Raw genomic sequence first — 18,912 nt, 5'->3', positions numbered from 1 at the left:
GCTCCCCTAGCCGCTGCTGCGCCCCTACCCGAGGGTCCAGCCGAAGGCGTCCCACTTCTCCCGGGTTCCCTTCACCCCGGGCGAGGTGACGCTCAACGTCTGGCTGCCGGAAGCGGTCGGGCCCTTGGCGGTTGCCCTGAGCCGGAGGATCTGCCCGACTCGGTCGAGGCCGCCGATGTCCTCACCGAAGGCGGAGACGATCAGGCAGTCCCGACGCGTCGACTGCACCGCGGCGACGGCGAGCCGGCCACCGAACTGGTCGTCGGCCTCGGCCTTGCCCCCGATCCCCGACGTGTCCTGGTCGAAGCGCGTACCGCCGGCCCCTGCGGTGGTCAGGCCGCGGCGGCTGCCAAGCAGGACCGTCACCGACCCGACGTCCTTACGCGAGCCGACGTCGTCGTGCGGCGCTCCGATCGCCAGGTCGGCGTAGCGCCCGTCGTCCAGCCGGCCGATGGCCAGGGCACCGCCGAACCGGTCCTCGCTCGCGGCAACCCCCGGCACCCCGGGGGACTGCTGGGTCCAGACCTGGTGGCCCTTCAACGTCAGGCCCTGCCGGGAGCCCCGGAGGAGCAACACGGCCCCCTGCCGCGTCTTGCCGACCGGCTGGTAGCCGGGCGAACCGACGGCGAGGTCGTCGCGACCGTCCCCGTCGACGTCACCGACCGCCAACGCGTCCCCGAAGTCGTACCAGATGCCGCCCTGACCGGGGAAGCCACGGGTGCTGGGCACGAACGCCGGGACCTGCTGCTGCTGGCTGAACCCCTGCGGGCCTCGGCTCAGCACCTGCGCCACGTGGTTCCCGGAGACCACGATCTCATCGTCGCCGTCGCCGTCGAAGTCCCCGGCGGCCAAGACGTGGGCGAACGGGTGGTCCTCGCCGTTGTCACCCGAGGAAACTCCGGGCGTGTCGTGCCGGATGAACTCGAACGGCGTGGCGCCCCGGTTCAGGCCCGCCGAGTCGCCGTAGAGCACCAGGACGGCCCCGTTCCCGTTGCCGGTGTCCGCGCTCTCGTCGGCACCGACCGCCAGGTCGTCGACCCCGTCGCCGTCGAAGTCGCCCACCGCGAGCGCCGCGGCCCCCCTCATCTGCGTCTCGGGGGTGCGCGGCACCAGCCGGCGGGTCGCGAACAGCTGGGCGCCCTCGGTGAGCAGGCCCCGGGGCGAGCCGTAGAAGATCGTCACCGTCTCCTCCCCGGGAGCCGCGACCGCCAGGTCGGCGCAGCCGTCGTGGTTGAAGTCACCGAAGGCCAGCGCCCCGCTGAACTCGTCCCCGAACCGCGCCGTGCCGGGGACACCGGGCCGGGCCTGGGCGAGGTACTGGTCGTCGAGGGCCTTGCCCTTCGCGTCGGTGGCCAGCCCGGACGCGGTGCCGTAGAGCACGTGAGCGGCTCCCGTCCAGGTGCGCTCCCCCAGCTCACCCACGGCGACCTCGGCATGACCGTCCCCGTTGACGTCACCCGCGACCCCGGAGCAGCCCGCAGCTGCGACCGCCGTCGGGGCCGTCGTCCCCAGGACCAACCCGCTGGTGGCGAGCAGCAGCGCGAGCCCGGTCGTCGTCAGGCGGAAGGGGTTCACGGTCATGCCTGCAGAGCTCCTGGGCGTCGTTGCCGTTCGGCGAAGGGATCCGGACATGCTCGCCCCAGGACCCCCGGATGTCCAGGGCGGGCTCAGGCGGACTTGTCGCGACGCTCCCGCTTGGCCAGCTTCTCCCGGGGGACCAGCGTCGGCAGGGCCGCGTCCTTGACGACGTCGCCGGTGATGATCACCTGGGCCACGTCGTCGCTGCTGGGCACGTCGTACATCACGTTGAGCAGGACCTCTTCGAGGATCGCGCGCAGACCGCGGGCCCCGGTCCCGCGCAGCAGCGCGAGATCGGCGATGGCCTCGATCGCGTCCGAGGAGAACTCGAGCTCGACGCCGTCGAGCTCGAACAGCTTCTTGAACTGCTTGACCAGGGCGTTCCGCGGCTCGACGAGGATGCGGATCAACGCGTCCCGGTCCAGGGGGCTGACCGAGGAGATCATCGGCAGCCGGCCGATGAACTCGGGGATCAGGCCGAACTTGACCAGGTCCTCGGGCCGGACGTCGGTGAACGGGTCCTCGGCCTCGGGCAGCCGGAGCGCCGAGTCGTTGTTGAACCCGAGCGGACGCTTGCCGACGCGGGAGGAGATGATGTGCTCCAGGCCGGCGAACGCGCCCCCGACGATGAACAGCACGTTGGTGGTGTCGATCTGGATGAAGTCCTGGTGCGGGTGCTTGCGCCCACCCTGGGGCGGCACCGAGGCCGACGTCCCCTCAAGGATCTTCAGCAGGGCCTGCTGCACCCCCTCGCCGGACACGTCCCGGGTGATCGACGGGTTCTCGCTCTTGCGGGCGATCTTGTCGACCTCGTCGATGTAGATGATGCCCGTCTCGGCCTTCTTCACGTCGAAGTCGGCGGCCTGGATCAGCTTGAGCAGGATGTTCTCGACGTCCTCGCCGACGTAGCCCGCCTCGGTCAGTGCGGTCGCGTCGGCGATGGCGAACGGGACGTTCAACATCTTGGCCAGGGTCTGCGCCAGGTAGGTCTTGCCGCAGCCGGTCGGCCCGATCAGCAGGATGTTCGACTTGCCCAGCTCGACGCCGTCGTCCTCGGCCCGCCGCGCCGGGTTGGCCGCCTGGGACTGCACCCGCTTGTAGTGGTTGTAGACCGCCACGGCCAGGGCCTTCTTGGCGTTGCCCTGGCCGATCACGTAGCCGTCGAGGAACTGACGGATCTGGTGCGGCTTGGGCAGCTCTTCGAGCAGTCCGACCTCGGTGCCCTCGGAGAACTCCTCCTCGATGATCTCGTTGCAGAGATCGATGCACTCGTCGCAGATGTAGACCCCAGGTCCGGCGATGAGCTTCTTGACCTGTTTCTGGCTCTTTCCGCAGAACGAGCACTTGAGCAGGTCACCGCTCTCTCCGATGCGCGCCACGCCGCTTCCTCTCTCAGTACCTTGAACGGGGGTCTACCGACGATGGTCGAGGGCCCAGGTTAACCCGGCGTGCCGGTGATGTGCAGCACATCGACCGCCGGGTCACGTCGGCTCGACTCAGGCGTCGACGGCCTTCAGCGAGGTCAGGATCTCGTCGATGATGCCGTACTCGAGGGCCTGCTCGGCGGTCAGGTACTTGTCCCGCTCGATGTCGTGGCTGACCTCGGCTGCGGTCTTGCCCGTGTCGGTGGAGAGCATCTCCTCCATCAGGGACCGGATGCGCAGGATCTCGCGCGCCTGGATCTCGATGTCGGAGGACTGCCCGTACCCACCCTCGGTCGCCGGCTGGTGGATGAGGATCCGGCTGTTGGGCAGCGCGAGCCGCTTGCCCTTGGTGCCGGCGGCCAGGATGACGGCGGCCGCGGAGGCGGCCTGACCCAGGCAGACCGTGCGCACGTCGGGCTTGATGTAGCGCATCGTGTCGTAGATCGCCGTCAGCGCGGTGAAGGAACCGCCCGGGGAGTTGATGTAGATGTCGATCTCGCGGTCGGCGTCCATCTGCTGCAGACAGAGCAGCTGGGCCATCACGGCGTTCGCGATCTCGTCGGAGATCGGGGTGCCGAGGAAGATGATCCGGTCCTCGAACAGCTTGGTGTAGGGGTCGATACGCCGCATCCCGTAGGACGTGCGCTCCTCCCACTGCGGAATGTAGTAGTCCATCGCCGGAGCGAAGGGCTGGCCCTCGGCGGTGGGCACGGCGCTACGGCCGAACGGGTTGGCGAAGGCGCTCACAGGGATCCGCCCTTTCTGAGGAGTCGGGAGGTCACTGGTTCGGGGCTTCGGCCTGGCTGGCGGGGATCTGCGCCGCCGAGGCGTAGACGTGGTCGATCTGGCCGTAGCTGAGCGCGTCCTCGGCGGTGAACCACCGGTCGCGGTCGGAGTCGGCCTCGATCTGCTCGAGGGTCTGGCCGGTGTGCTCGGCGATCAGGCGCTGCATCACCGACTTGATGTGCAGCGACTGCTCGGCCTGGATCCGGATGTCGCTGGCCGTGCCACCGAGCCCGCCGGACGGCTGGTGCATCATGATCCGGCTGTGCGGCAGGGCGTAGCGCTTGCCCTTGGTGCCGGCGCAGAGGAGGAACTGACCCATCGACGCCGCAAGGCCCATGGCCACGGTGGCGACGTCGTTGGAGATCCAGTTCATCGTGTCGTAGATCGCCATGCCCGAGTCGACGGAGCCGCCCGGGGAGTTGATGTAGAGGAAGATGTCGCGGTGCGGGTCCTCGGCGTTGAGCAGCAGCATCTGCGCGCAGATCGCGTTCGCGTTCTCGTCCCGGACCTCGGAGCCGAGGAAGATGATGCGGTTCTGCAGCAGGGCCTGGTAGACGTTGTCGTCGAGCCCGATACCGTTCCGGCTCGCTGCACGGGGCGGGGCGACGCCCGCCGATCGGGGATACCCAGAGGTTGCGTTCACGGGGACGAACCTACCCCGCAGGACTGACACGACGAGGTGCTCGGAGCCGGTGTTCGCTGTCGGCGCAGCGGCCGCACCTGCGGTGTCGGCGGTGGATCGGGGGCCGGTCGGCGAGGGGTCGGCGGGCGACTCTCCCCCTGATCTGGGTCGCCGCGCCATCCCCACTGCCTCGTTCCCGCGCTCGGACCCTCCCCCTGATCTGGGCCCGATCGCGCCATTCCCCTGGCCGAGCTCTCGGCGCGGGCCCTCCCCTGATCTGGGCCTGCGCGCCGACTCCCTGCTTCCTGCGTCCCCTGCTTCCTACGTCCCCTGGTTCCTACTCTGGGCGCCGGGCTCTCCCCCTGATCTGAGCCGCTGCCCCTCCGGTCCGCGGTCGCTGCGCCCTCCCCCTGATCTGGGCGCCGCTCCCGGCCTCCCGGAGCTGAGTCGGACCGGATCTCCCCGTCCTGCCCGACAAGAAGAACTATGGTCGGCCGACCTCCGGGGGACATCGAGCGCGCGTTCGGGTTCCCTCAAGATCAGCGCAAGGTTGGGTCCAGACCTTCAGACCATCTGAGAAGGACCTGAGAGCAGCCGAGCCCCCGTCCTCAGGACGGGGGCTCGGGTCGGGCAGGTGCTCGGGTGGTTCAGCTCGCGCTGGTGTCCTCGGACTCCTCGTCCTCGGCCACGAGGGACTCCGGCGCCTCGATCTCCGGGACCTCGTCATCGCCCACGGTGCCGTCCTCGCGGAGCCTGGCCAGCTCGACCGGCTGGCCGTTCGAGTCGGTCACCGTGGCGGACTCGACGATCAACGCGAGGGACTTGCCCCGGCGGATCTCCGTCATGTACTCGTCGATGTGGTGCGGGTGCTCCTGCAGATGGTCGGCGATCTGCTGAGGAGTGGTGTTCTCGGCCTGGGCCTTGCGGATGATGTGCTGGGTCAGGTCGTTCTGGTCGACCCCGACCTCGCGCTCGTCGGCGACCTTGTCCAAGATCATCTGCGCCTTGAGCGCCTGGGTGGACCTCAGCTCGACGTCGGCCCAGAACTGCTCCTCCGACTGACCCTCCTCGGCCTCGGCCAGGTACTCCTCGAGGCTGAGCTGGGCCTGCGCGAGCTGGGTCGTGATCTGGGAGGTACGGGCCTCGAGCTCGGACGCCAGGATGTTCTCCGGCACGTCGATCTCGAGCTGACCGATCAGCTCCTCCAGCACCGCGTCGCGGGCGACGCCGGCCTGCTCCAGCCGCGCCATCGAGGTGAGGCGCTCGCGGATGCTGTCCCGGAGCTCACCGATGGTGTCGAACTCCGAGGCCAGCTGGGCGAACTCGTCGTCGACGTCGGGCAGCTCGGAGGCCTGCACCTTGGTCACGGTCACCTCGATGTCGGCCTGCTCGTCCTTGAGGGGGCCGCCGACGAGGGTGGAGGTGAAGGTGGCCGACTCCCCGGCCGACAGGCCGGTGACGGCCTCGTCGAGACCCTCGAGCATCTGGTCGGAGCCGACGGTGTACTCGAGGTCCTCGGCCGTGGCGTCGGGCAGCGTCTCGCCGTCCTTGCGGGCCACCAGGTTGATGGTGAGGACGTCACCGTCGGCCGCCGCGCGCTCGACGACCTCGCGCGAGCCGAAGCGAACGCGCAGCACGTCGACCTGCTCGTCCACCAGGGTGTCGGGGACCTCGAGGGCGTCGACGCTGACCTGCAGGGTCGAGAAGTCCGGCAGCTCGAAGTCCGGCCGCACGTCCACCTCGGCGGTGAACTCGATGAGGTCGCCGTCCTCGAGCTTGGTCACCTCGACGTCGGGCTGAGCCAGTGGCGCCAGGGAGTTCTCCATCACAGCGGCGCCGTAGAAACGCATCCACGAGTCGTTGAACGCCTCCTGGATGATCGTCCCGCGGCCGAAGCGCTGGTCGATGACCGTCGGGGGCACCTTGCCACGTCGGAAGCCCGGAATGTTCACGGTCTTGGCGATCTCGGCGTAGGCCTTGTCCATGCTGGGCTTGAGGTCGGTGAACGGGACCTCCACCGTGATCTTGACCCGCGTGGGGCTCAGCTGCTCGACGGTGCTGGGCACTCTTTCAACTCCTGGGTTCGCAGTTCTGCCGAGGACGCATGGGACGGCGCCTGGCAAGGCATGGGCTCGTGACGAGCAACGATCATCTTAGGGCGGCCCCCGCGACCGGGCCAAAAAGTGCGGTTGGTGGCTCTGGCACCTGCCCCTAGAGTGGGTACTCGTCGCCGGCCCGCCCGGCCGCCGCGGGGCGTAGCGTAGTGGCTAGCGCGTCTGCTTTGGGAGCAGAAGATCGCAGGTTCGAGTCCTGTCGCCCCGACTCGCGCGGTCCGGTTCGCACGCGAGGACGTCCCGCGTGTAGTTTCGTGGCGCATCCTGCGGGTGTAGCTCAATGGTAGAGCCCCAGTCTTCCAAACTGGCTACGCGAGTTCGATTCTCGTCACCCGCTCCAGCCCGGTCACCGCCCCACACCACCGTGACCGGACCTCACCGCCGAGGAGCATCCCGTGAGCCTACGTCCGAGTGCCGGCGCCGACCTGGCCAAGATGCTCGTGGCGGGCGGCATCACCACCGACCGCCTCGCCTACGCCCCCACCGTGGCCGACGTCCGCCTACTGGCGAAGCGGAAGCTGCCGCGGATGGCGTTCGACTTCGTGGACGGCGGTGCGGACTCCGAGATCACCCTGCGGGCGAACGTGGCTGACCTGGAGCGGGTGCGCTTCGTCCCGTCCTCACTGCGCGACGTCTCGACCACCGCACTGGCGACCGCGGTCGTGGGCCAGCAGATGCCGATGCCGCTGGTGCTGGCCCCTTGCGGGTCGATGCGGGTGGTGGGCCGCGACGGCGAGCTGAGCGCGGTCCGCGCCGCCGGCGCCGCTGGACTGACCTACACCATCAGCACGGCGTCGAGCTGGTCGATCGAGGAGATCGCCGAGCAGGCGAGCGGCCCGCTGTGGTTCCAGCTCTACATGTGGCGCAGCCGCGAGGTGGTGGAGACGCTGGTGGACCGGGCCCGGGCCGCCGGCTGCCGAGCCCTGGTCGTCACCGTCGACGTGGCGGTCAACGGCAAGCGGTCCCGCGACCAGCGCAACGGCATGTCCATCCCGCCGCAGGTCACACTGCGCAACGCGCTCGGGGCAGTCCGGCACCCGGGCTGGTTCACCAGCCTGATGACCGGTCCGACGATCGGCTTCCGCAACCTGATGGGCGTCGCCGAGGGCTCGAGCGCGATGTCGCACCAGGAGTACATCAACACCCAGATGGTGAACCTCAAGGCCAGCTGGGAGGACGTCGCCTGGCTGCGCCGGACCTGGGACGGACCGCTGCTGGTCAAGGGCGTCACCTCCCGGCACGACGTCGAGCAGGCCCGCCGGGTCGGCGCCGACGCCGTGTGGGTGAGCAACCACGGGGGCCGCCAGCTGGACAGCCTGCCCAGCACCGTCTCGGTCCTGGCGCCGCTGGTCGAGGCGGCTGAGGGCATGGAGGTGATCGTCGACAGCGGCGTGCGGACCGGGGGGGACGTGGTCAAGATGCTCGGGCTCGGGGCCACCGCGGCGGCGGTCGGCCGGCCCTGGGTCTACGGCCTGGCCGCGGCCGGTGAGCGCGGGGTGACCAAGGTGGTCGACATCCTCACCGCCGAGCTGCGCGAGACCCTGATCCTGCTCGGCGAGACTGACGTCGGCGCGATCGGTCGCCAGCACCTGCGGGTCCCGCCGGAGTTCCTGGGGAATGCCCGGTAAATCGCTTTCTGAGTATTCTCAGAAACGCTTTCTTTTCTCTTAAGAAGCATTGTCCAGCAACGGTCCTAAGGTCAGGAATACCTCGGATCAATGCTGAGAGCTGACGCCGGCGGTTCGCAAAGATGGGTATCGCCCTGCGCCGGGTGCTTGTGCTTCGCCGAGGTCAAGACGTCTTCGTGACACCGCCGTCCGAGCCGTCCGGGAGCCGACCGGCTTCCCTCTCGACGTCCACCTCTCCACCCCCCGGGAGAAACCATGTTCCGTTCCACCACCATCGTGCTGTCCGCTGTTGCCCTGACGCTCGCGCTGCCCCTTCCGGCGCACGCCGCGAGCTCGACGGCGACGGCCACCTTCCGAGGAGGTTCGGGCAACTACCTGACCACTTCCGGAACCGACGCGAACCTGCAGGTGTCCGGCCAGGTCACCCTGCGCCAGGCGGCACCGTCGGCCGCCATCACCGCCAGCGGCAGCCTGACCGGACTGCGGGCCAACACCACCTACGTCACCGTGCCGTACAAGGACGGCGTCTGCCTTCCGGCCGCCGGGGTGAGCGCCTTCCCGTCCGGCAGCTTCACCACCGACGGCACCGGTTCGGTCGTGTTCACGGTTTCGGTCAACCCCACGGCGATCAGCCCGGCCGGCGTGTTCGACGTCGCCCAGACCAAGTCCGTGTCGGTGCGCCAGGTGGTGCTGTCCCCGGTCAACGGCGGCGGCGTGGTCGGCACGCCGACCGTTCCGAACGTGGCCGTTCCGGAGGCCTGTGACCGGCACCCCGTGGTTCGTTGAGGAACGCCTCGTCGATCCGGCGCCTGCGGGTCAGGACCTGGCGTCCAGCTCCGGCCGCGGGCGTGGTCGCCGGGAAACCGCGTCGGTGACGGTGGTCCGGATCCGGTACAGGCTGGTCGAGGCCGCGATGTAGAGGGTCTGCCCGTCCTCACCGCCGAAGCACACGTTGGCGATGACCTCGGGGACGGGCACCCGCTCCAGCAGCTCACCTCGGGGGGAGAACACCTGGACCGCGTCCCCGCTCGAGGACCAGAGATTGCCGTACTGGTCGACCCGGAAGCCGTCAGGGAGGCCGGGCTCGACCACCACCAGGGTGCGCCCGTTCTTGGCGTGGCACCCGTCCACCACGTCGTAGACGTGGATGGCGTGACCGAACGGCTGGGAGACGTGCGGCGGGCCGGGTGGCTCGCGGGAGGTGTCGGAGACGTAGAGCAGGCTCTCGTCGGGTGAGAACGCGAGCCCGTTCGGCTCCTCGAGGTCGGTGACCACCGGATCCAGCCGACCGGTCGCCGGCTCGAACCGGAAGACGTAGCGGTCGCCGTACTCCTCCTCTCCGGCGTGGCCCTCTCCTTCCTTCTTGATGCCGTAGGCGGGGTCGGAGAACCAGATCGCGCCGTCGGAGGCGATCACCACGTCGTTCGGAGAGTTGAGCCGCGAGCCGCGCCAGGAGTCGACGAGCGTGCTCACCACCCCGTCGACCTCCCGCTCCACCGCGCGGTGGCCGTGGGAGCACTGCACCACCGAGCCGTCGGGGTCGCGCGTCCGGCCGTTGGTGAAGCCGGCCGGGTGCCGGTAGACGCTCGACTCTCCCGTCGGCTCGCTGAACTCCATGATCCGGTCGCCGGGGATGTCGCTGTACCGGACGGCCCGCCGCTCGGGGATCCACACCGGACCCTCGGCCCAGGTCGTTCCCGTGGCCACTTTCTCCAGCTGGGCGCCCGACTCGAGCAGCCCGCTCACCGCACCCCGCTCGCTGTCGCGGCCTTGCCGTGCCCGGCGACGGTCTCCCTGATCCGGGACAGCGGGATCAGGGCCAGGGCGACGATGGCGGCCAGCACGATGTAGTGGGTCGTGAAACCGAAGGCGTCGATGATGGCCCCCGCCACCAGCGAGGCGAAGACGCCGGACACGCCCAGGGCGATGCCGATCATGATGCCCATGGCGGTGCCCGCGGCCCTCGGGACGGAGTCGATCAATAGCGCGTAGACCACCGGGAAGGGTGCGTTGCGGAACAGGCCCCAGAACAGCAGGATCAGCCAGGCGCTGGTAGTCCCGGTGATGAAGATCATCCCGAGCAGGGCGAGCGACCAGCCGATGATCAAGAACGTGATCGAGAACTTCCGGCCCACGTGGTCTGACACCGTGCCCCACAGCACCTGGCCGATCCAGCCGGTGAGCCCAGACGCGCCGGCGATCAGCGCCGCCTGGCTCTGACTCATGCCCAGCTGCACGAACTGGGTGGTCAGGAAGGTCACCGCGCCGGCCTCGCCCCACAGGAAGAGGAAGACCAGGACCACCGCCCAGCGGACGTTCGCATGCTTCAACGCCTCCCGGACCGGGGCCATGACGCCGCCGTCCAGCTTGGTGGAGAGCTCCGGCAGCGGCCGGGTCAGGTGGTTGGCGTCGATCCAGTCATAGACCTTGACCTGGTTCTTCTTCGTGCCCACGAACGCCTGCAGGACGACGATGACGATGCCCAGCAGCGGGATCAGCAGGAACGCCTCCCGCCACTTGCCGGCGCTCAGCACCAGGGCGATCAGGGCGCCGGTGGCGAACTGGCCGATCGGGAAGCCGGTGTGGTGCACCCCGAGCGCGAAGCCGCGGTGCTCCTTCGGCCACCACTCGCTGACCAGCGCCACGTTGACCGGCTCTGACCCACCGCGGCTCAGTCCCATGGGGATCCGCCACACCAGCAGCAGGAGGAAGCTGGTGGTGGCACCCCAGGTGAGGACTCCGCCCACGATGGCGAGCAGCATGGCGATGTTCCAGGTCCAGGTCCGGCGGTACCCGGTGCCGACCCGGTCGGCGATGATGCCGAACAGGATCCCGCCGACGACCAGCGCGCCGAAGAAGAACGAGTTGATCAAGCCGCCCTGCTTGGCGTTCAGGCCGAACTCGCTCGAGATCGCCGGGAGCACGGCGGGCAGGATGCCGTTGTCGATCGAGGTCATCAAGATCGCGCCGGTGGTCACGACCAGGGTCAGCCAGGAGATCGGGTGGGCCCGCGGCACCCACGACCTGGTCCCGGGGTTGAGCTCGACCTCCGACCCGGTCGGGACAAGGGGAGCCTGGTCTGCCGTCATGATCATCCTCGCTCGTCGTCGAACCGGAGGTGCGCAGGACGGACCGGACCCGGTGCGTCAGGATGATCTTGCTGAGCGCTTCCCCCGGTTGTCAACGGCCACGGCGGACTGCGGGCTCGTGGCCCAGCGCCCGGCTGAGCAGGTGGGCCTGCTCGAGCAACGCCGCGCCCAGCCCGGGCCGGCGGGCGGGGCTGAAGCGCGGCTCGATACCGGTCAGGCTGAGGGCGCAGGTCGGCGCTCCACCGGCGTCGAAGACCGCGGCGCCCATCCCCCAGCTGCCCTCCACGATCAGGCCGGGGTTGACGGCGTAGCCGAGTCGGCGGGTCTGCGCCACCCGGTGCCGGATCGCGGCCTGCGCGTGCTCGGCTCCCCAGGCTTGCTCCAGCTCCGCCGTCGCCAGGTAGGCGTCGATCTCGGCGTCGCCGGCGAAGGCCAGGATGGCCAGGCCGGCGGACGCCACGCCGAGGGGGAACCGGACGCCCTCGGTGAGCACGAACGAGCGGACGGGAAAGCTGCCCTCCTCGCGCAGCAGGCAGACGGTCTCGGTGCCGCGGCGGACGGAGAGGAACGCGCTCTCCCCCGTGGCCTGCGCGAGCGCGCGGACGCGTGGCCGGGCCAAGTCGACCACCGGGTAGCGATCAGCGGCGAGGGTGCCCAGCACGAGGAGCTCAGGACCGAGCTGCCAGCGCGTCCGCCGGACGTCCGCGTCCAACAGCCCCTCGGCGGCCAGCGAGGACAGCAACCGGTGCGCCGTCGGCCGGGTCAGTCCGCTCTCCTGGGCCACGACGGCCGCCGACACCCCGGCCGGATGGCGGGCCACGACGCGCAGCACGCGGGCCACACGGCCGACCACCTGGGCACCCTGGACCGACTCCGCCACGGCAGCTCCTCCACATGATGGACAGACGCGCACCATCATGTCACGAACCTTGGAACGGCTTGACGGCTGACTACGGGCGACCTACGGTCGATCCACAGTCGGGCATGCCCACTTTGTGGGCACCCCGTGGGGACCCAGGGAGATCACGTGCCGAAGCTCCGGAACAGCGCCGTCGAGGCACTCCGCGACGTCATCCGCGACGGCGCCGTCGTCGCCGTGGGCGGGTTCGGGCTGAGCGGCAACCCGAGCGACCTGATCGAGGCGCTGCGCGACTCGGAAGCCCGGGACCTGACCATCGTCTCGAACAACATGGGCGTCGACGGCCGCGGGCTGGGGATCCTGCTGGAGAACCGACAGGTGGCCAAGGTGCTCGCCTCCTACGTCGGAGAGAACAAGCTGTTCGCCAGCCAGTACCTCGACGGCACGCTGGAGGTCGAGTTCGTCCCGCAGGGAACGCTGGCCGAGCGGCTTCGCGCCGGCGGGGCCGGGATCGCCGGCTTCTACACCCGGACCGGGGTGGGCACCCCGGTCGCCGAGGGCAAGCCGCACGCCGACTTCGACGGCCAGACCTACGTGCTGGAACGTGGAATCCGCGCCGACGTCGCGCTGGTACACGCCTACTGGGCCGACGCGGAGGGCAACCTGCTCTACCGGCACACGGCGCGCAACTTCAACCCCGTGGTGGCGACCTCGGGCCGGGTGACCATCGCCGAGGCCGAGGAGGTCCTGGGTACCGGGTTCCTGGACCCGGACGCCGTCGTCACCCCGGGCGTCTACGTGCAGCGGCTGGTGGCGGCCAGGCCGCGGGCCAAGGAGATCGAGCAGCGCACCGTCCGGCCCCGGCCGGCGGCCTGAGAACGGCGGACCGACGTGGCCTGGACCCGGGACGAGATGGCGGCGATCGCCGCCGCCGAGCTGCGGGACGGTGAGTACGTCAACCTCGGTATCGGCATCCCCACCCTGGTGGCCAACCACCTGCCGCCCGGGGTGCGGGTGACGCTGCAGAGCGAGAACGGCCTGCTGGGCATGGGCCCCTTCCCCTACGAGGGCGAGGAGGACGCCGACCTGATCAACGCCGGCAAGCAGACCGTCACCCTGCTCGAGGGCGGCAGCTACTTCGACTCGGCCACCTCGTTCGCGATGATCCGTGGTGGCCACGTCCAGGTCGCCATCCTCGGTGCGCTGCAGGTCTCCGGCCACGGTGACCTGGCCAACTGGACGATCCCGGGAAAGCTGGTCAAGGGGATGGGCGGCGCGATGGACCTGGTCGCCGGCACTCCCCGGGTGGTGGTGGTGACCGAGCACCTGGCCAAGGACGGGTCGCCCAAGGTCGTCGCCGAGTGCACGCTGCCGCTGACCGGGTCGCGGGTGGTGCAGCGGATCGTCTCCGACCACGCCGTCCTCGACGTGCTTCCCGACGGGCTGGTGCTGCGGGCTCTGGCCCCGGGTACGACCGTCGACGACCTGCGAGCCACCACCGGCGCCCCGTTCAGCGTCGACCTCGACGCCGAGGTCGCCCGTCCGGCCGAGGAGAACGCGTGACCACCGTCATCGTGGGGTACGCCCGCACCCCGTTCGTGAAGTTCAACGGCGTCTTCGCCGCAGTCCCGGCCGTGACGCTCGGCGCGCACGCTCTCCGGGCCGCGCTGGCCCGGGCCGGGGTGGCGCCGGACGACGTCCAGCACGTCTACGGCGGGCAGGTGCTGCAGGGCGGCGCCGGCCAGAACCCGGCGCGGCAGACGGCAGCCGCCGCCGGGATCCCGCTGACGGTGCCGGCCATCACGCTGAACGCGGTCTGCCTCTCGGGGACGGAGGCGGTGGTTGCGGCCACCCGGCTGATCGACGGCGGGGAGGCCGACATCGTGGTCGCCGTAGGTCAGGAGTCGATGAGCCTGGCTCCGCACGCGTGGTCGGGATCGCGCGCCGGCGCCCGGTACGGCACGGTCGAGCTGATCGACACCCTCGAGCACGACGGGCTGACCGACGCCTTCGAGCACCAGTCGATGGGCGCCTCCACCGAGGCCCGCAACTCACTCCTCGGCCTGGACCGGACGGCCCAGGACGCCTGGGCCGCCGCATCGCACCAGCGGCTGGCCGCGTCCGCCGACTTCCTGGCGGGGGAGATCGAGCCGTACCTGGTCCCGGGCCGCCGCGGGACGACCACCGAGGTGGCCGCCGACGACGGGCTCCGCGCCGAGACCACGATGGAGAGCCTCGGGACGCTACGACCGGCCTTCGGCGGCGGCGGCACGATCACGGCAGGCAACTCCTCCCAGATCACCGACGGCGCGGCGGCGCTGGTACTGGTGTCGGCGGAGTTGGCCGAGCGTCGAGGCCTCCCCGCGCTGGCCCGGGTGCTGGGTCACGCCTTCGTCGCCGGGCCCGACGTCACCCTGCACGCGCAGCCGGCGAACGCGATCCGGGCGGCGCTGGCCAAGCTCGACCGGTCCGCCGCCGACCTCGCCGCGGTCGAGATCAACGAGGCGTTCGCCTCGGTCGCCGTCCACTCCACCCTCCTGCTCGGCATCGACGACGGCATCGTCAACGCCCACGGCGGCGCCATCGCGCTCGGCCATCCCATCGGCGCCTCGGGTGCCCGGATCGTCGGTCACCTCGCCCGGCGGCTCGCCGCCGCCGGTCGAGGCTCTGTCGGCGCTGCGGGCATCTGCGGTGGCGGCGGTCAGGGCTCCGCGGTGGTCCTCCAGGCCGTCTGAGCCTCCCTCTTGCCGAGTGGTCAGACGCCGAAGGCTCTCCGGGTCAACGGGGTTCTGACAAGTCGGCGGCGGCGTCGAGGAAGAGCTGCTGTAGCCAGCGGTGGCCGGGGTCGCCGTCGCGGGAGGGGTGCCACCACAGGGCTTCCTGCAGCTCCGGCGGTGAGCTGGGCAGCTCGAGGATCCGCATCCGGTCCGACCCGGCCATCGTGCGGGCCGCACGTTCCTGGAGGACGGCGGCGCGCTGGGTGCCCGCGAGCAGGAAGGGCAGGGCGAGGAAGCTCTCGGTGACCGCGTCGGTGCGCCGGTCGATCCCGACCAGGGCGAAGTGCTTGTCGACCGGCGTGTACTGCGTGGGCGCGTCGTAGGTCTGCACCCAGCGCAGCCGGCTCAGGTCCTCCAGGCTCAGCCGGTCGGTCACGACGGAGTTGGCCCGGTCGACGACGCACACCCAGCGGTCGCGGAAGAGGTCGGCCGAGCGGACCTCGCTGACGAAACCGCGCGGCAGCACCATCACGTCCGCCGCCCGCAGGGTCGCGGCCGACTCGTCGACGGTGATCCGGTCCAAGGGCCGGATCCGCAGGTGGACCTCAGGCGCCCGCTGCTCGAGCAGCCGCAGCAGCGGCCCGCCGATGACGGTGAGCGCGTAGTCGGACATGACGACGGTGAACTCGCGCTGGGAGGAGACGGCGTCGAAGACCGGCCGGGCCGCGAAGGTCTGGCCGACGAAGCGCAGCGCGATCTCGGTCTGGTCGACCAGGGAGGCCGCCAGCGGGGTGAGCAGGTACTGCTGCCCGTTCCGGGTCAGCAGCTCGTCCCCGAAGTGCCGCCGCAGCCGGCCCAGCGAGGCGCTCATGGCCGGCTGGCTCAGCCCGATGCTCTCCCCGGCGCGCGTGACGTTGCGCTCGCGCAGCAGGGCGTTGAGGGCGACGAGCAGGTTGAGGTCGATGCCGGGCAGGTCCATCACTGAGCAACCTAGTCCGACTTGTCAGCACAGGGGGTCGCTCGCGCGACCACGACGCTGACACGTCGCGATCAGTGCGCGGGAGGGACGTGCGGCAGCGGCTGCCCGGCGTTCCAGACTTCGTGCACCCGGACGGTCACGAACCGCCAGCCCTCGGCCGTCCGGCGCAGCGTGCAGTCGTACCAGCCACCCCCGTCGGCGTGGTCGAACGTCCCGCCGCCGAGCATGTGCACGCCCAGCAGGTAGGAGCGCGTGGTGGCGGTGTCCCCGTCGATCGCGATCGCGTGGTTGCTGCTGCCGTGCCATGTCCCGTCGTACTGGCCGAGCCCGCGCGGCGAGCCGGTGGCCGCCAGCTGCTCGTGACCCTGCAACGTGAACGCGCCCTCGACGCCGAAGGAGCCCTCAGGCACGTACAGGGCGGTGTTGGCGTCGAACTCACGCTCGTCCAGGGTCCGGGCGAACTCGATCAACAAGTCGCTGATCGCGGCCCGGTCCACCAGCCACTGGACCTGGGCGGCGAGCTCGGTGGGCGGGGTCGAGGTCACGCCTCAGTCCTGGCTGACGTTGAGGGGGCGACGCTCGGTGCGCAGCACGAGCAGCGTGACCAGCGCCATCACGGCCGAAGCCACGCCGAGGACGGCCAGCGCGGGCTGCAGCCCACCCACCTTCGTGATCAGGACGGCCAGGATCACCGGGCAGATGAACTCACCGATGAACAGCGTCCCCGTCCAGAGCCCGGTGCCACGGCCGCGCTGGGGGAAGGTGAGCTGGTTGACCGCCCAGGTGAGCAGGGTGGGCAGCAGGATGCCGGTGCCGAAGCCGGTGAGCACCGCGCCGACGGTGATCACCGCCACCGAGCCGGTGGCGAAGACCACGAGCAGCCCGACGGCGATGAGGGCGAACTCGGCCGGCACCAGGACGCGCGGCGAGAGGTGGGAGAGCTTGGCGAACGCGACGGCGCCGAGGGCTGTGGCCAGGGACATCACGGCGGCGATCACGCCGATCCTGGCCGTCGAGGTGAAGCCGACTCCGGTGAGGACGTAGGAGAGCTCGACGATCAGGGCGTAGAAGGTGATGCCGCCGAACAGGGTGATCAGGCAGGGCTTGAGCATCTGGCGCCACGGCATCGGCTCGAGCCGACGGGACTCACGGTGGCCCTCGGGGCGGGCAGGCTGCCACAGGTACTTCGCCATCGGGATGGCGATCAGGGCGGCGGCCACGTAGAGCCAGAAGGGCGTCCGCCAGCCGGAGGCCCCGAGCACCCCGCCGACGGTGAGGAAGACCGTCGCGGCCAGCGCGGCCACCAGCGTCTGCAGGCCCAGGTACTTGCCGCGGGTAGCGCCCGACCAGTAGTCCCCGATGAGGGTGGTGGCGCAGGTCATGATCGCGGCCTCGCAGACGCCGACGAGGATGCGACTGCCGAGGATCAGGCCGAGGGAGTGCAGGTAGAGCGGCATCGTGCCGAAGACGGTGTAGGCCACCATCGCGACCAGCAGCAGCCGCTTGCGGTCGATCGCATCGACGACCAGTCCGGCGAAGGGCGCCGTCAGCCCGATCATCAAGGCCGGGGCGGTGAGCACGAGGGGCACCAGCACCGCCACCCCCGGGATGCCGGCGAACTCTGCCGACATCTGCGGCAGGACGGGGGCGATCAGCACCGCTCCCAGCACCGACATGCAGCTGCCCGCCAGCAGCAGGACCAGCTGGGTCATCCCGGGGACGCGACCGTTCGCGGCGGGGATCACCTCGGCGGTGGGCCTGCTGGTCTGCAGGGGTGGGCGGTTCAGAGCCTGGTCAGTCATTCAAACACCTAACCTCGTTGTCGGTGGAGCGCTCGTGCGGTGAAAAGACGAAAACACGGATAGTGAGAAGTAGGAAATGGAATGGCGATATGCGGGCCATCCAGGTGAGGAATACCGGGGTCAGGCTGCTTCACTGATCATGGTGTTGAGGGTATGCATCAATCCGGGGACGTCGGCGCTACGGTCGTGCGCGAGCTGCCAGCGCACCAGCTGCATCGAGGACTCCACGACGGCCCGCACCCGGGGTCGACGGCGCGCCACGAAGGTGTCGAACAGGTCCTGGTCGACCTGGTCGCGGCTGAGCAGCAGCTCGGCCAGCACGGCCGCGTCCTCCAGGGCCATGGCCGCACCGAGCGCCATCGTCGGGGGGCAGGCGTGCGCGGCGTCGCCGATGACCACGCCCCGGCCGCGGTTCCACGGCCCCTCGAGCAGCAGGGACTCGAACCAGGTGTAGTTGATGAGGTCGCCGTCGGTCATGTCCTCGCGGATCTCGTCCCACGGTCCGTGGTAGGCCTCGGCCAGCGCGCGCATCGCCGCGAGCCGCTCGGCCGGACCCTCGGGCGCCGTCGCGCGACTGTCCTCCACCAGGTAGGCGTAGAGCGTGTCCTCCCCGGTCGGGCAGAAGCCGGCGATGTAGCAGGGGCCGTCGTAGACCAGCTCCGTCCGCTGCACCTCGGCCGGCCGCCGGCGGGCGTGCACCCGCCAGATCCCCATCCCCGCCGGCTCGGGAGAGGCGTCGATCCCCAGCTGGGCACGGGTCGCGGACCTGATGCCGTCCGCCGCCACCAGCAGGTCGTAGTGGCCGGTGTCGCCGTCGGAGAAGGTGACCTCGACCTCGTCCTCAGCCTCGACGATGGCAGTGACGGTGGTGCCCAGCCGGACCTTCGCACCGGCGCCGACGGCGGCGTTCGCGAGCACCTCCGCCAGCTTGGGGCGGTACGCGCCCAGCGTCGACGGGAGGTCGGGCCCACCCGTCCGGGTGTCCGGCAGCTCGGCCAGCAGCCGGCCGCTGGCCGAGCGGATGCCGACGGAGTCGAACGCGTAGCCGTGCTGGCTCAGCTCGTCCCAGACGCCGATGTCGCGGAGCACCCGCAGGGCCGCTCCCATCAAGGTGATGCCGGACCCGTACGTGGTGAAGCCCGGCAGCCGCTCGACGATCTCCACCGACACGCCGGCGCGTCCCAGCAGGGCCGCGAGCGCGCAGCCCGCGGTGCCACCGCCCACGATCAGGACGGTTCTCACACTGGTCATCATCGACTCCTGGCTGCTGGTTCGGCGGCGGGCTGGTGGGGCCCGTCAGCGTCCCCGGTCCGG

General features: G+C 70.4%; 17 protein-coding genes and 2 tRNA genes. 7 read left to right on the top strand and 12 right to left on the bottom strand.

Annotated features, from left to right (window positions below; genetic code table 11):
• Positions 1-24: 24 nt before the first annotated feature.
• From ACFE7W_RS07135 to tig, 5 genes are all read right to left on the bottom strand, one after another.
• The gene (locus tag ACFE7W_RS07135) at positions 25-1,581 is read right to left on the bottom strand and encodes an FG-GAP repeat protein (protein WP_375424052.1); all 1,557 of its coding nucleotides are present in this window, start codon (positions 1,579-1,581) and stop codon (positions 25-27) included.
• An 86-nt stretch (positions 1,582-1,667) separates the two neighbouring features.
• Positions 1,668-2,957 carry an ATP-dependent Clp protease ATP-binding subunit ClpX gene (gene clpX, locus ACFE7W_RS07130; protein WP_375424051.1) on the bottom strand — a complete coding sequence of 430 codons (1,290 nt, stop codon included), beginning with the start codon at positions 2,955-2,957 and terminating at the stop codon, positions 1,668-1,670.
• A gap of 117 nt (positions 2,958-3,074) precedes the next feature.
• Entirely contained in the window at positions 3,075-3,677 is a 603-nt protein-coding gene (locus ACFE7W_RS07125; RefSeq protein ID WP_375424225.1) for an ATP-dependent Clp protease proteolytic subunit, read from the bottom strand.
• Positions 3,678-3,780: 103 nt separating this feature from the next.
• Positions 3,781-4,431: an ATP-dependent Clp protease proteolytic subunit gene (locus ACFE7W_RS07120; RefSeq protein WP_375424050.1), complete on the bottom strand. Its 651-nt coding sequence runs from the start codon at positions 4,429-4,431 to the stop codon at positions 3,781-3,783.
• A gap of 626 nt (positions 4,432-5,057) precedes the next feature.
• Positions 5,058-6,476, bottom strand: coding sequence for a trigger factor (gene tig, locus ACFE7W_RS07115; RefSeq protein WP_375424049.1), 1,419 nt, complete (start codon positions 6,474-6,476; stop codon positions 5,058-5,060).
• A 183-nt stretch (positions 6,477-6,659) separates the two neighbouring features.
• Between tig and ACFE7W_RS07110 the strand changes: the two genes are divergently transcribed.
• The 4 genes from ACFE7W_RS07110 to ACFE7W_RS07095 all read left to right on the top strand — a co-directional run bounded on the left by ACFE7W_RS07110 (position 6,660) and on the right by ACFE7W_RS07095 (position 8,938).
• Positions 6,660-6,732 (top strand) — tRNA-Pro (locus ACFE7W_RS07110).
• 58 nt (positions 6,733-6,790) lie between these two features.
• Positions 6,791-6,864: transfer RNA gene (locus ACFE7W_RS07105), tRNA-Gly, on the top strand.
• Between the two features lie 55 nt (positions 6,865-6,919).
• Complete coding sequence (locus ACFE7W_RS07100; protein ID WP_375424048.1) at positions 6,920-8,152, top strand: alpha-hydroxy acid oxidase; 1,233 nt, start codon at positions 6,920-6,922, stop codon at positions 8,150-8,152.
• 255 nt (positions 8,153-8,407) lie between these two features.
• Positions 8,408-8,938 (top strand): hypothetical protein, encoded by a 531-nt coding sequence (locus ACFE7W_RS07095; RefSeq protein WP_375424047.1) that lies wholly within the window; start codon positions 8,408-8,410, stop codon positions 8,936-8,938.
• A gap of 30 nt (positions 8,939-8,968) precedes the next feature.
• Here the strand turns inward: ACFE7W_RS07095 and ACFE7W_RS07090 are convergent, their stop codons facing one another.
• The 3 genes from ACFE7W_RS07090 to ACFE7W_RS07080 all read right to left on the bottom strand — a co-directional run bounded on the left by ACFE7W_RS07090 (position 8,969) and on the right by ACFE7W_RS07080 (position 12,121).
• Complete coding sequence (locus tag ACFE7W_RS07090; RefSeq protein ID WP_375424046.1) at positions 8,969-9,898, bottom strand: SMP-30/gluconolactonase/LRE family protein; 930 nt, start codon at positions 9,896-9,898, stop codon at positions 8,969-8,971.
• Entirely contained in the window at positions 9,895-11,241 is a 1,347-nt protein-coding gene (locus tag ACFE7W_RS07085; protein WP_375424045.1) for an MFS transporter, read from the bottom strand. The genes ACFE7W_RS07090 and ACFE7W_RS07085 overlap by 4 nt, the downstream gene beginning before the upstream one ends.
• A gap of 91 nt (positions 11,242-11,332) precedes the next feature.
• A complete protein-coding gene (locus ACFE7W_RS07080) occupies positions 11,333-12,121 on the bottom strand; it encodes an IclR family transcriptional regulator (protein WP_375424044.1) in 789 nt (262 codons plus the stop codon).
• A 147-nt stretch (positions 12,122-12,268) separates the two neighbouring features.
• Between ACFE7W_RS07080 and ACFE7W_RS07075 the strand changes: the two genes are divergently transcribed.
• The 3 genes from ACFE7W_RS07075 to ACFE7W_RS07065 are packed head-to-tail and all read left to right on the top strand — an operon-like array spanning position 12,269 to position 14,835.
• Positions 12,269-12,976 carry a CoA transferase subunit A gene (locus tag ACFE7W_RS07075; RefSeq protein WP_375424043.1) on the top strand — a complete coding sequence of 236 codons (708 nt, stop codon included), beginning with the start codon at positions 12,269-12,271 and terminating at the stop codon, positions 12,974-12,976.
• Between the two features lie 15 nt (positions 12,977-12,991).
• Complete coding sequence (locus tag ACFE7W_RS07070) at positions 12,992-13,663, top strand: CoA transferase subunit B (protein ID WP_375424042.1); 672 nt, start codon at positions 12,992-12,994, stop codon at positions 13,661-13,663.
• Positions 13,660-14,835: an acetyl-CoA C-acyltransferase gene (locus ACFE7W_RS07065; RefSeq protein WP_375424041.1), complete on the top strand. Its 1,176-nt coding sequence runs from the start codon at positions 13,660-13,662 to the stop codon at positions 14,833-14,835. The genes ACFE7W_RS07070 and ACFE7W_RS07065 overlap by 4 nt, the downstream gene beginning before the upstream one ends.
• Before the next feature lie 43 nt (positions 14,836-14,878).
• Here ACFE7W_RS07065 and ACFE7W_RS07060 read toward each other — a convergent pair whose 3' ends face one another.
• The 4 genes from ACFE7W_RS07060 to ACFE7W_RS07045 all read right to left on the bottom strand — a co-directional run bounded on the left by ACFE7W_RS07060 (position 14,879) and on the right by ACFE7W_RS07045 (position 18,849).
• A complete protein-coding gene (locus ACFE7W_RS07060) occupies positions 14,879-15,796 on the bottom strand; it encodes a LysR family transcriptional regulator (protein WP_375424224.1) in 918 nt (305 codons plus the stop codon).
• A gap of 71 nt (positions 15,797-15,867) precedes the next feature.
• A complete protein-coding gene (locus ACFE7W_RS07055) occupies positions 15,868-16,341 on the bottom strand; it encodes a nuclear transport factor 2 family protein (RefSeq protein WP_375424040.1) in 474 nt (157 codons plus the stop codon).
• Between the two features lie 3 nt (positions 16,342-16,344).
• Entirely contained in the window at positions 16,345-17,598 is a 1,254-nt protein-coding gene (locus ACFE7W_RS07050) for an MFS transporter (protein WP_375424039.1), read from the bottom strand.
• A gap of 120 nt (positions 17,599-17,718) precedes the next feature.
• Positions 17,719-18,849: an FAD-dependent monooxygenase gene (locus ACFE7W_RS07045; RefSeq protein ID WP_375424038.1), complete on the bottom strand. Its 1,131-nt coding sequence runs from the start codon at positions 18,847-18,849 to the stop codon at positions 17,719-17,721.
• Positions 18,850-18,912 lie beyond the last annotated feature (63 nt).

The sequence above is a fragment of the uncultured Friedmanniella sp. genome (genome assembly GCF_964244285.1).
GTDB lineage: Bacteria > Actinomycetota > Actinomycetes > Propionibacteriales > Propionibacteriaceae > Microlunatus.
Note: the sequence above shows the minus strand (reverse complement) of the source record. Positions and strands in the feature narration are given on the sequence as shown.